Origin of the sequence: Clostridium thermobutyricum, from assembly GCF_000371465.1 — a bacterium.
Taxonomy (GTDB): domain Bacteria; phylum Bacillota; class Clostridia; order Clostridiales; family Clostridiaceae; genus Clostridium; species Clostridium thermobutyricum.
Genome location: NZ_KB850956.1, coordinates 2,718,129 through 2,731,016, shown reverse-complemented (window position 1 = coordinate 2,731,016; position 12,888 = coordinate 2,718,129). Strand labels below are relative to the sequence as shown.

Here is a 12,888-nt window from a genome sequence, read left to right as displayed (position 1 = left end):
AGTTAAATAATACTTTATTTTGAAAAACAAAAAAGAACTATGAAAATAATTTTTCATAGTTCTTTATATATAGAATTTATTTGTGTTAACTAATTATAAAAGGTAAGCAAAAACTGAAATAAAATGTGAAAGACTACCAAGCATTATAAAAATATGAAATATTTCATGTGTTCCAAAAACGCCTATTTTTATTCTATCATTCTTAAATGCATAGATAATTCCACCTATTGTATACAATATTCCTCCTAATACTAATAGGAAAAAAGCATTTTCATGTAAAACTTGTGATAAAGGATAAATTGCAAATACTGCAAACCATCCAATTGCTATATACATAACACTAGAAATCCATTTTGGACAAGTAACCCAAAATAGTTTAAAAATTATTCCAAGTAATCCTGATATTAAAACAGCTCCAAATAATAGAAAACCAGTATTATTATTAAGTGATATTAAACAAAATGGTGCATATGAACCTGCAATTAATACAAATATCATAGAGTGGTCAAGTTTTTTTAATTTATATAACACTTCTTTAGATGATATTACTGAATGATAAGTTGCAGATGCACTATATAGAAGTATCATACTTATCCCAAATAAAAAAACTGAAAACACCTCTATAGCTGATCCATCTGTTAAAAAAGCTTTAGTTAATAAAGCAATTAATCCTATAAATGACAATATAGCCCCTGTTAAATGAGTTAATCCGTTAACAGGCTCTCTTAAATATTTCTCCATATTTTAGCCTCCTATAACGATAAGTAGTTTTATAAACTACTTATTATAATATTATTATATGTTTTAATATTGAAAAAGGTCAAAGCTAGTATTTCCTTAAATATTGAAATTAAACTTTATTTTTATGTAAAAATATTGAAATATCTCTTAAATACTATTATTATTAATATATATATAATAATATATAGTTTTTAAAACTAGATACGGAGTGGTTAACTTGGATAAAGATAAAATATTAGAACTTATTAAAAATTTGAATTTAGATAAAAATATAGAATTGAATGAAATTCCAGAAATTGACCTATATATGGATCAAGTAATTCAAATGTTTGAATCGAAATATTCAGATATGAGAAGAAATGAAGATGAAAAAGTATTAACTAAAACTATGATTAATAATTATGCTAAAGGGAAGCTTTTAATGCCAATTAAAAATAAAAAATATTCTAAAGAGCATATTATTTTAATGAATCTTATATATAATTTGAAAGGAACTTTATCTATAAGTGATATAAAGTTAGTATTAAATGATCTGGTAAATGAGCCAGATAGTGATCATATAAGAGATTTATATTCTAAGTTTATAAAAACATCAGAAAGTGATTTAAGACACTTCAAAAAAGAGAATATTGATAGATTTGAAGAAATAAATTCTAATGATAAATTTGATAAGAATTTTCTTATGCTATGCTCTGTTATAAATATGAGCAATATGTATAGAAAACTTGGAGAAAAATTAATAGATGAGCTTTTTGATAAAGGGGATGAAAAATAATGAAAAATTCTGAGGATTTAAGAAAAAGTATTATAAAGATAGATGGAAGAGGATATAAAGCATATAAAGATTTAGAAGGGGATTGGGAGTTTAAAGATTATATTCTTCATATTGATCATGTTCAAGGTGACCCATTTGCTTCTCCTTCAAGAATTAGAGTTAGTATAAAAAATAAAATAAATAAATTTCCAATAGAACTTTTTAATGAAAATCATAAAAGAATAGCACTTCAAGATTTCTTAACTAGATTATTTAGTTTAAACATAAATAAGAACTGTTCTAGAATAATGGGATCAGGTAAAAGTGGAATAATTAATATAAGTAGATGTCCACAAGAAATATTAGATAGAACTGCAATTATAATAGATAAAGATAAGATAGAAGCAAGATTTGAAGTAGGGTTTCCTGCAAGAGGTAGAACAGTTTTAGGAAAAGAATTAGAGAAAATTATTTATGATTTTTTACCTAAAATAGTGGATTTATCTTTAAAATATGAAAATATAAATAAAGAAAAATTGAGAAAATCAATTGAGTTAGTTCAAAATCAAGAATTTATAAGAGAAGAACTTAATAAAAGAGGATTAATTGCATTTATAGCAAATGGATCTATATTGCCAAGAGAAAGTGGGATATCTAATAAACCTTTAAAAGAAGGAATAAAATTTATTTCACCTAAATCTATGGAAGTTGAAATGGATTTACCTTATGGTGGAATTATAAAAGGAATGGGAATAAAAAAAGGTATAACATTAATTGTAGGTGGAGGATATCATGGAAAATCCACTCTTTTAAATGCATTAGAACTTGGGGTTTATAATCATATAGAAGGTGATGGAAGAGAGTATGTCATAGCAGATAGAACAGCTATGAAAGTAAGAGCTGAAGATGGAAGATGTATAGTAAAGGATGATATATCTCTTTTTATAAATAATCTTCCTAATGGAAAAGATACAAAGAAATTTATAAGTGAAAATGCAAGTGGAAGTACATCACAGGCGGCTAATATAGTAGAAGCTTTAGAAACAGGCGCAAAAACATTACTTATAGATGAGGATACATCAGCTACGAATTTTATGATAAGAGATGATGTTATGCAAAGTCTTGTTTCAAAGGAAAAAGAACCTATTACACCTTTTATAGAACTAGTAAAAGGAATTTATGAAGAATGTGATATTTCAACTATAATAGTTGTAGGAAGTTCAGGAGATTATTTTGATATAGCAGATACTGTAATACAAATGGATTCTTATGAAGCTAAAGATGTTACTGAAAGAGCTAAAGAATTATCTAAAGGAATAATTTTAGAAAGAATAAAAAATAATAATACAGAAATAGATATTAATTTAAAAAGAGTTTTACTAAAAGGATCAATTGATAAAGGGCCTAAAGGAGTAAAAATAAAAGTATTAGGAACTGATGGATTTATGATAAATAAAGATGAAGTAAATCTTAGATTAGTAGAACAAATTGTAGATAGAGAGCAAGTAGCAGCTATTGGGAATATATTGAAGTTAGTAGATGAAAAAATAGCTAATAATAAATATACTTTAAGTGAAGCAGTAGATATAGTTTTAGAAAATATAAATAAAGATGGCTTATTATATTTAAGTTTCGCAAAAGGTGGAATAGGAAGTCTAGCTCTTCCAAGAAAGCAAGAAATAATGGCTGCATTTAGCAGATTTAGAAAATTAAAGATTAATTAGTTCATAAAAAAGAGGTTTTAATAAAAAAATTGTTTTAACCTCTTTAATTTTGTTTAAAATATGTTAAACTACTATAATTAAAAGAATTTTATAAACAAAGGAGAAAAAAATGGAAAAGCAAAAGAAATTAGTAGTAGTAGCATTAATGCTTGTTACGTTCTTAGCTGCTTTTGAAGGAACGGTTGTAAGTACAGCTATGCCGACAATAGCAAGAGATCTAAATGGTTATAATCTTATAAGTTGGATATTCTCTGCATATCTTTTAACATCAGCAGTTTCAACACCTATATATGGTAAATTATCAGATTTATTTGGTAGAAAGAAGATAATAACAATTGGAATTTTAATATTTTTAGTAGGAACAACTTTAAGTGGATTATCAAGAGATATGGTTCAGCTTATCATATTTAGAGCAATACAAGGATTAGGCTCAGGAGCAATTTTAACACTTACATATACAATAATAGGAGATTTATTTGATACTTCAGAAAAAGCTAAAATGCAAGGTTTTTTAAGTACTGTTTGGGGAGTTGCTAGTATCTTAGGGCCATTTGTTGGAGGAGCAATACTTGCAAAACTTTCATGGCATTGGATTTTCTTTGTTAACATCCCATTTGGATTAATTGGAATGTATATGATAAATAAATACTTCCATGAAAAAGTGGTTAAAAGAAAAGCATCAATAGATTATTTAGGTTCATTATTCCTAACAATAGCAATAGTAGCATTATTATTTAGTTGTTTAGAATCTCATAATACAAAGCTTTTAACTGGCTTAATAATAGTTTCTATTGTTAGTATTATTATATTCTGCATTGTTGAAAGCAAAGCAAAAGAACCTATAGTACCTAAAAAAATATTTAATAAGACAACTATTATAGTAAATATATTATGTTTTATAGTATCTATAATTTTAATATCAATTCAATCATATATGCCAATATATACACAAAATGTATTAGGCTATAGTCCTCTTTTATCAGGATTATTTTTAGCACCAGTTTCAATATCATGGTTCTTAACTTCATTTATACTTTCAAGAACTTTACCTAAATATGGGGAAAAAATAGTTATGACTGTAGCTATAATAATTTTAATAGTAGCAAATATTATTGTTAACTTATTAGGAATAAATTCAAATATAATAATTCTTATAATAGCAATGTTTATAATGGGATTTGGTTTTGGTGGAGTATTAAACTCTTCAATAATAGTAGTTCAAGAGCAAGTTGAACCAAGAGATATTGGAGTATCAACTTCAACAATAGCTTTAATAAGAACTTTAGGACAGACAATAGGGGTTAGTATTTTTGGTGCAATAATGAATTTATCAATAACAAATCATTTTAAAGCACAAGGAATAAATGGTGTTACTCCAGATAATTTAAGTCCAACAAATAATATTTTTCATTTATCTAATGCTCAAATAAAAAGTGGATTCTTTGCAGGAGTACATAGTATATTCTGGGCATTACTTATAATAGCAATAATAACTTTAATAATAGGACTTATTTTACCTAAGAAAAAAATAAAAGAATAAAATTAAGCCTTTATACAATTATTTAAATAATTGTATAAAGGCTTTTATTTTTAAAATATTATATTTGCCATTAATACTATTATAGGTAATGTTACAAGTGTTCTAATTAGAAAAATTAAAACTAAATCTTTGAAATTAACAGGAATTTTTGAACCTAATAAAAGGCCTCCAACTTCTGACATATAAACTAATTGAGTTACAGAAACTGCTGCAATTATAAAACGAGTCATATCAGAAGCTATATTTCCAGCTAAAACTGAAGGTAAAAACATATCTGCAAATCCAACAACCATTGTTTGTGAAGCAGCAGCTGCTTCAGGAACTCCAAGTATTTTTAAAATTGGAATAAAAGGTGTTCCAAGTATTTGGAATATTGGAGTATATGTTGAAATTATAAGTGCAAGAGTTCCCATTGCCATAACTATTGCAAGAACTCCAATCCACATATCTAATACATTTTTAATTCCTGATATAACAAATTCTTTTGGATGTGCTATTAAATCAGCTTTTTCTACAGCTTTTTCTAAACCAAAAGAAAAAGGAGTATAACCTTCAGGAATAGTCTCAAGATCCTTATTATCTTGACCATTTATAAATGTGTCAGGTTTCCTTGATAATGGTGGTATTCTTGGAACTATTATAGCTGCAACAAGACCTGCAAGTGAAACTGTTATGTAAAATGGTACAAATAAGTGATCAAGTCCAACTTGAGCAAGAACAACTAAACAGAATGTGATTGAAACTGCAGAGAAAGTTGTCCCAATTACAGCAGCTTCTTTTTTTGTATAATATCCTTCTTCATATTGTTTAGAAGTAAGTAAAATTCCAATACTTCCATCTCCAAGCCAAGATGCTATACAATCTATTGATGAACGTCCAGGTAATTTAAATATTGGACGCATAAATTTTGTAAGTAAAGCCCCTATAAATTCTAAAAGACCAAAGTCTAATAAAAGTGGTAATAAAAATCCTGCGAATAAAAATACAGATATTAGTATAGGTAATAAATCGTTTAATATAAATCCCCCTGTGTCAACTGACCAAAATGCTTCTGGTCCTATTTTAAAATTAGCACATATTACAAAAATCATTCCTAATATTCTAGCAATTAGCCAAATTGGAGTAACATCAAATAAATGTTTTAAATAATCATTTTTCATTATAAATTTTGGTTTAACTATCTTAGCTAAGATACTTCCTATTGCGGATAAAGAGATTAATATTACCGCAAAGTGAAGTAAGTATCTGTTAAATAAAGAGACTGTTCTATTAGCTAAAAAAGCTATTGGAATTGTCATTCCACCTCCTAAATTAATAGGTGTCATAAATAATATAACTCCAATTAATGAAGGGATTATAAATTTTAAAAGTAGTTTAAGTGATTTTGTTTTTTTATTCATAATTAACCCCCTATATATGAATTTATGCATAAATATTAATTATTATGCAATTTAAATAAATAATAATACATTTGTGAACAAAAAGAAAGAGGTTTTATAAAAAAATATAAAAAATATACTTAAAATTTCTTTACATATATACCTTAAAAAGGTACGTATTATTTTCTCTTTTAAACAAATACTATTTTTGTAAGTTAAATTAAAGGGAGTTGAATTAGAATGAAAAATGCTATTGAAAATGTAAATTGCTCACTAAATGAATTAAATGAAGCAAAAGCTAGTTTAGAACAAGCACTATCAACTGTTGAAAAACCAGAAAATAAAAAATTAATTCAAGATTCTTTAAATTCAGTTTGTGAATCAATTGAATGTGTACAAAATACAGTAAAGAATTATAAAGAAAGTTCAAAATAATTATTTAATAAGATTACTAAGAATTTTCACCCCAAAAATAAATGCATCATACCCTATGTAATAAATTTAAAATTTATTACATAGGGTATTTTAATTATAAAAATGCTTTATAATTAAATAGTAATAATATATTATATTTATTAAAGCAAAGATTATTAATTATATTTTTAATGATTATAAAATAGGATTTTGACTGAGGAGTAAATAAAAATGACATATAGACAAGAGATTAAAAATGCAAAAAGAATAGTTATAAAGGTTGGAACTTCTACTTTAACTCATGGAACTGGAAATATTCATTTAAGAAGAATTGAAAAACTTGCAATGGTTATTTCAGATATAATGAATGAAGGAAAAGAAGTTGTACTAGTAACATCAGGAGCTATAGGTGTTGGAAGTAGTAAATTAAAGTTAAAGGAAAGACCTAAGACTATAAGAGAAAAACAAGCTGTAGCATCAGTTGGTCAATGTGAATTAATGCATATATATAGTAAATTTTTTGGAGAATTTAGTCATGTTGTTGGACAGGTACTTTTGACTAGAGATGTTATTGAAGATGATCATATTAGAGAAAATGTTTGCAACACCTTTGAAACACTTTTAGATAAAGGAATATTACCAATAGTAAATGAAAATGATACTGTTTCAATTGATGAGATAGAAAATATAGTTAGATTTGGAGATAATGATAATCTTTCAGCTATAGTATCTACATTAGTTAATGCAGATCTTTTAATAATACTTTCAGATATAGATGGTTTTTATGATAAAGATCCAAGAGATAATGAAGATGCAAAACTTTTAGATACTGTAGAAGAAATAACAAAAGAAATTGAAGAAGCAGCTGGAGGAGCAGGAACTTCATTTGGTACAGGTGGAATGATAACTAAACTTACTGCAGCTAAAACTGCTAATAGTGCTGGAGTTCACATGGTATTAGCAAATGGAGATAATCCAGAAGTTATAATAAATATTTTAAAAGGTGAGAACATAGGAACTTTATTTGTAAAAAGTAAATAAAAAGGGGGTAATAGTATGACAAAATTAGAAATTATGGGAGCTAAAGCTAAAGAAGCAAGCTATGTTTTAGCTAATATTACTACAAAAGAAAAAGATGATGCACTTTTAAAAATGGCAGAAAATCTTATAAAAAATACAAATTTTATTATAAGTGAAAATAAAAAAGATTTAGAAAAGGCAAAAGAAAAAGGAATTTCTGATTCAATGCTAGATAGATTAGCATTAGATAAAACTAGAATTGAAGGTATGGCAAATGGATTAAGACAAGTAGCTAATCTTCAAGATCCAGTTGGAGAAGTTCTTGGAATGTGGAATAGACCAAATGGGCTTCAAATAGGACAGAAAAGAGTTCCTATGGGAGTAATAGGAATAATATATGAAGCTAGACCAAATGTAACTTGTGATGCAGCAGGACTTTGCCTAAAAGCAGGAAATGCAGTTATTTTAAGAGGTGGAAGTGAAGCTATAAATTCAAATTTATCTATAATAAAAGTTTTAAGAGAAAGCTTAGTAGAAGTTGGATTACCAATAGATTCTATCCAGTTAGTAGAAGATACTAGTAGAGATGTTGCAACAGAAATGATGAAGCTTAATGAATATATAAATGTTCTTATTCCAAGAGGCGGAGCAGGGCTTATAAATGCAGTTGTAAAGAATGCTACAGTTCCAGTTATAGAAACAGGAACAGGAAATTGTCATATTTATGTAGATTCAAAATGTGATTTTGAAATGGCAAAAAATATTGTTGTAAATGCTAAAACTTCAAGACCATCAGTATGTAATGCTGCTGAAAGTTTAGTTGTACATTCAGGGGTTGCTAAAGATATATTACCTATATTAGTAGACGCATTAAGAGAAAAGGGTGTTTTATTAAAAGGTGATGAAAAAGCAAGAGAAATTATAAAAGATATGGAAGAAGCAACAGAAGAAGATTTTTATACTGAATTTTTAGATTATATAATGAGTGTAAAAATAGTTGATAGTATTGATGAAGCTATATCACATATTAATAAGTATAATACAGGACATTCAGAAGCGATAATTACTGAGAGCTATGAAAATTCTCAAAAATTCCTTCAAAGAATTGATGCAGCAGCAGTATATGTAAATGCATCTACGAGATTTACTGATGGAGAAGAATTTGGTTTTGGAGCAGAAATAGGCATAAGTACACAAAAACTTCATGCTAGAGGTCCTATGGGATTAAAAGAACTTACAACATTTAAATATATAATTTATGGAAATGGTCAAATAAGATAATAAAAAATAACCTGTAGATCGGACTTCTACAGGTTATTTTTTACCGTTTATTTTTAAGCGATTTGATAAATGAAAACAATGTTTAAAAATATAGGACTACATAATAATTATGCAGTCCAACTTATAAATAATAAGTTAGTCAGTTCCTTAAGGGAGGTAACTGCTCTTATTAAAATTATCTGAATATTCAAATAAATTATACTATAAATAAATAAAAAAATCAAATTTATATAATATACTATACTATTATATGTAAAAATGTTACAATTTTTTATGATGTTAAAAATTTAGGGGGATATTATGAGAGGGTTACAGAAAAGATTATTATTAGTAGGAATGTCTATTTTCTTTATATTAGGGGCATTTGTTGGGTGTGGTAGTTCTGAAAAAGAAGATACTTCAAATGTTGCTAAGGGATATCAATGGAAAGTTGAAAAGGATGGAAAAGAATTATATTTAATAGGAACTATGCACCCTATTAATACTAGTTATGATTATTTTTCAGATAAAATATTAGAAATAATGAAAGAAACAGATGTATTATCTATTGAAGTTAATATGAGCCAAGAAGATATGCTTTTGGCAAATGCTAGGCTAGTATATTCAGATGGAAAAACAATAGAAAATGAATTAAGCAAAGAACAAATAAAAACTCTTAAAGATTTGTGTAGTGATGCTGGGATTGATTATGAGAAACTAAAAGTATTTAAAGCTCAAGGAGTTATTCAAAATATATCAGCTGTAATATATGAAAAAGCAAATCTAGAAATGGCAACATTTGATGATATATTAAAGGATAGATATATAAAAGAAAATAAAAAAGTAGATCAAGTTGAAAATATGGAATTTCAACTTGATTTAATGGATAAAATTCAAGGGATAGATCAATTAAAAGAAATGTTAGATGAATATGAAAAAGGAAAATTTGAAGATTTAACAAAAGAAGAAACAGAGTATGCAAAGAATATTATGGAATCATATAAAAATGGTGATGAAAAGTTTATGAATGAAGCTATAGAAATGCAAAAAGAAAATGAAGATATATATAAAGCCCTTATCTTAGATAGAAATATTGGAATGGTAAAAAAAATAGAAGAATATATTAAGTCTGATGAAAAATATGCGTTAGCTGTTGGAGCACTTCATTTCTTTGGGGATGATGGAATAATAAAAATTCTAGAGGATAAGGGATATAAAATAACTAAATTATAAAATAAAACTAGAGGTTGTTATTACAAATTAATCTAAAACTTAAATAAAAGCTATGTAATATTTATTACATAGCTTTTTATTATTTATTTAAATTATTTTCTTCAAAATTTATTTTATCCTTTATTAAATAAAGTGGTCTTCTCTTACTTTCATCATATATTCTTCCAACATATTCTCCTATTATTCCTAAAGAAAGAAGTTGAACTCCACCAAAGAATACCATGACACACATTAATGATGTCCATCCAACACTTGTATCAAAGAAGAATTTGCTTATGATTGCATATATGAATATTAGAAATGAAATTGCAATTGCTAAAGAACCAAAAGCAGTCATGAGCTTTAATGGTTTTGAGGAGAATGATATAATTCCATCACTTGCAAATTTAATCATTTTAGATAATGGATATTTTGTTTCTCCAGCAAATCTTTCATCTCTAGTATATTCAATATAAGTTTGATTAAATCCAATCCAACTAATCATACCTCTTATAAATCTATTTTGTTCAGGCATTTGTCTAAATGCTTCAACAACAGATTTATCAATAAGTCTAAAATCACCAGTATCTTTAGGTATTTCTATATCAGACATTTTTCCAAGAAATTTATAAAAATACTTAGCTGTTATAAGCTTAAATTTGCTTTCACCTTTTCTTTTGCCTCTTTTTCCATAAATAACATCAAAGCCTTCTCTCCATTTATCCAACATTTGAGGTATAAGCTCTGGAGGATCTTGAAGGTCAGCATCAATTATAACAACTGCATCACCAGAACAATTAAAAAGTCCTGCTGTTACTGCAGATTGATGACCAAAATTTCTAGCAAAATTTATCACCTTAACATGTTTATCTTCTTCAGCAATACTTTTTAATATTTCTAAAGTTTTATCTGTGCTACCATCATTTACAAATATAAGCTCATGATCTATGTTTTCAATTGTTTCCATAACACTTTTTAACCTGTTATAACATTCTTGTGCTACTAATTCCTCAAAATACATTGGGATAATAACACTAACTAAATCTTTTTTCAAAAAAAATCACCTCATAGTAATGTAATATAATTCAATAAACCCAATTTAAACCAAATCAATTAATATTATAACATAAAAGGAAAAATAGCAATAAATGTTATATAATTATTTTATATAGATGTTAGGAGTTTTAGGCATGAATAAAGAAAAATATACTTTGATTACAGGAGCTACAAAAGGAATAGGATTTGAATTAGCAAAATTATTTTCAAAAGATAAAAATAATCTATTATTAGTTGCTAGAAATGAAGAAAAATTATTAAAACTGAAAGATATATTAGAAAAAGAAAATGACACAAAGGTTATGACTCTTTCTATTGATTTAACAAAAGAAAATGAAATAGATATTCTTATAAATAAGATAAACTCTGAGGAAATTATTATAGAAAACTTAGTCAATAATGCTGGGATAGGTAGTTTTGGATATTTTGATGAAATTGATGAGGAAAGAGATTTTGATTTAATAAATATAAATATTTTTGCAATTACAAAGCTTATAAAAGCATTACTACCAAAAATGAAGGATAGAAAGAGTGGAGGAATACTTAATGTTGCTTCAACAGCAGCTTTTGTAGGTGGACCTAAAATGAGTACTTATTATTCATCTAAAGCATATGTACTAACTTTATCAGAAGCGCTTTATGAGGAATGTAAAGAGCATAATGTTAAGGTTTGTTGTCTTTGTCCAGGACCAGTAAAAACTAGTTTTCAAAGTGATGCAGGAATAGTGAAATCGGAAAAAGCAAAAAAATATTTAATGGATGCAGATATAGTAGCTAAAATAGGTTATAACGGATTTAAAAAAGGAAAACCAATTATAATCCCAGGGGTTAAAAATAGAATTATGGTTAATTCTACTAAAATTTTACCTAGAGGATTAATTAGAAAGATAATTTTCAATACTAATAAATAATTAAAAATTTCCACAATACATAAGAGGCAAATGGGGGAGTGAACAATATGGGGATTTTTGATGGAATAATTCTAGTTTCAGATATGGATGGAACTATAATAAACAGTGATAAAAAAATATCTGAAAGAGATAAAAAGGCAATAAATTATTTTAAAGAGAATGGAGGTCTTTTTACTATAGCAACTGGAAGAATGTTATCATCTGCTAATAGATATGCATTAGATTTGGATTTAAGTTTACCTATAATTCTTTATAATGGTGGGAAAATATATGATTATAAAGAAGAAAAGACATTGAAAGAATATTATTTAGAGGAGCATAGAAAAGAAATAATAAATAAGCTTATGGAAAATGATAATATAGGCATAGAAGTATATTCAGATGAAAATATTTATGTTTTTAAACAATGTAGCTTAACAAAACGTTTTTCTAAGATTGGATATGATGTTATTTATGATATTGATGAAAGCGTATGGAAAAAACAATGGATAAAGATATTGATAGTAGGTCAAAAAGAAATAATAGATGATTTTGAAAAGAATTTTAAAGAATTTGATATAGAGATTCCTTTGAGAAGTGCAGAAAAATATTTAGAAATAGTTCCTAAATATACTTCTAAGGCTAAGGCATTAGAAGAACTATTAAACTTAAAAAATTTAAAAGAATATAAGATAGTTGCAGTAGGTGATAATATGAATGATATTGACCTTATAGAAAAAGCTGATTATGGATTTGCAGTTAAAAATGCTACAGATAGATTACTAAAAAAAGCAAAATTAATAGCACCAAGTAAAGATGATAGTCCAATAGAATATATAGTTAATTGGATAAAGGAAAATATTATATAAAATAATTTACTTGAAACAAGATAATTAAT

12 protein-coding genes are annotated in these 12,888 nt (G+C 26.4%); 9 read left to right on the top strand and 3 right to left on the bottom strand.

What is annotated here, in order from left to right:
* Window positions 1-93: 93 nt before the first annotated feature.
* Window positions 94-741: a PAQR family membrane homeostasis protein TrhA gene (gene trhA, locus HMPREF1092_RS12795; RefSeq protein WP_002599092.1), complete on the bottom strand. Its 648-nt coding sequence runs from the start codon at window positions 739-741 to the stop codon at window positions 94-96.
* Between the two features lie 217 nt (window positions 742-958).
* Here trhA and HMPREF1092_RS12790 point away from each other — a divergent pair, with 217 nt between their 5' ends.
* The 3 genes from HMPREF1092_RS12790 to HMPREF1092_RS12780 all read left to right on the top strand — a co-directional run bounded on the left by HMPREF1092_RS12790 (window position 959) and on the right by HMPREF1092_RS12780 (window position 4,759).
* Window positions 959-1,516 carry a DUF1836 domain-containing protein gene (locus tag HMPREF1092_RS12790; protein WP_002599091.1) on the top strand — a complete coding sequence of 186 codons (558 nt, stop codon included), beginning with the start codon at window positions 959-961 and terminating at the stop codon, window positions 1,514-1,516.
* Window positions 1,516-3,219: an ABC-ATPase domain-containing protein gene (locus tag HMPREF1092_RS12785; protein ID WP_002599090.1), complete on the top strand. Its 1,704-nt coding sequence runs from the start codon at window positions 1,516-1,518 to the stop codon at window positions 3,217-3,219. Before HMPREF1092_RS12790 ends, HMPREF1092_RS12785 begins: the two co-directional genes overlap by 1 nt.
* A gap of 109 nt (window positions 3,220-3,328) precedes the next feature.
* The gene (locus HMPREF1092_RS12780) at window positions 3,329-4,759 is read left to right on the top strand and encodes an MDR family MFS transporter (protein WP_002599089.1); all 1,431 of its coding nucleotides are present in this window, start codon (window positions 3,329-3,331) and stop codon (window positions 4,757-4,759) included.
* 50 nt (window positions 4,760-4,809) lie between these two features.
* Here HMPREF1092_RS12780 and HMPREF1092_RS12775 read toward each other — a convergent pair whose 3' ends face one another.
* Window positions 4,810-6,159 (bottom strand): YjiH family protein, encoded by a 1,350-nt coding sequence (locus tag HMPREF1092_RS12775; protein WP_002599088.1) that lies wholly within the window; start codon window positions 6,157-6,159, stop codon window positions 4,810-4,812.
* A 219-nt stretch (window positions 6,160-6,378) separates the two neighbouring features.
* Between HMPREF1092_RS12775 and HMPREF1092_RS12770 the strand changes: the two genes are divergently transcribed.
* From HMPREF1092_RS12770 to HMPREF1092_RS12755, 4 genes are all read left to right on the top strand, one after another.
* Complete coding sequence (locus HMPREF1092_RS12770) at window positions 6,379-6,573, top strand: hypothetical protein (protein ID WP_002599087.1); 195 nt, start codon at window positions 6,379-6,381, stop codon at window positions 6,571-6,573.
* 210 nt (window positions 6,574-6,783) lie between these two features.
* Window positions 6,784-7,593, top strand: a complete 810-nt coding sequence (gene proB, locus HMPREF1092_RS12765; protein WP_002599086.1) for a glutamate 5-kinase — start codon at window positions 6,784-6,786, stop codon at window positions 7,591-7,593.
* A 15-nt stretch (window positions 7,594-7,608) separates the two neighbouring features.
* Window positions 7,609-8,853 carry a glutamate-5-semialdehyde dehydrogenase gene (locus HMPREF1092_RS12760; protein ID WP_002599085.1) on the top strand — a complete coding sequence of 415 codons (1,245 nt, stop codon included), beginning with the start codon at window positions 7,609-7,611 and terminating at the stop codon, window positions 8,851-8,853.
* 300 nt (window positions 8,854-9,153) lie between these two features.
* Window positions 9,154-10,065, top strand: a complete 912-nt coding sequence (locus tag HMPREF1092_RS12755) for a TraB/GumN family protein (RefSeq protein WP_002599084.1) — start codon at window positions 9,154-9,156, stop codon at window positions 10,063-10,065.
* Window positions 10,066-10,144: 79 nt separating this feature from the next.
* Here HMPREF1092_RS12755 and HMPREF1092_RS12750 read toward each other — a convergent pair whose 3' ends face one another.
* Window positions 10,145-11,098 (bottom strand): glycosyltransferase family 2 protein, encoded by a 954-nt coding sequence (locus HMPREF1092_RS12750; RefSeq protein WP_002599083.1) that lies wholly within the window; start codon window positions 11,096-11,098, stop codon window positions 10,145-10,147.
* Window positions 11,099-11,234: 136 nt separating this feature from the next.
* Here HMPREF1092_RS12750 and HMPREF1092_RS12745 point away from each other — a divergent pair, with 136 nt between their 5' ends.
* Both HMPREF1092_RS12745 and HMPREF1092_RS12740 read left to right on the top strand, forming a co-directional pair.
* Window positions 11,235-12,011: an SDR family NAD(P)-dependent oxidoreductase gene (locus HMPREF1092_RS12745; protein ID WP_002599082.1), complete on the top strand. Its 777-nt coding sequence runs from the start codon at window positions 11,235-11,237 to the stop codon at window positions 12,009-12,011.
* Between the two features lie 47 nt (window positions 12,012-12,058).
* Window positions 12,059-12,859 carry a Cof-type HAD-IIB family hydrolase gene (locus tag HMPREF1092_RS12740; protein ID WP_002599081.1) on the top strand — a complete coding sequence of 267 codons (801 nt, stop codon included), beginning with the start codon at window positions 12,059-12,061 and terminating at the stop codon, window positions 12,857-12,859.
* The last annotated feature ends 29 nt before the right edge of the window (window positions 12,860-12,888 follow it).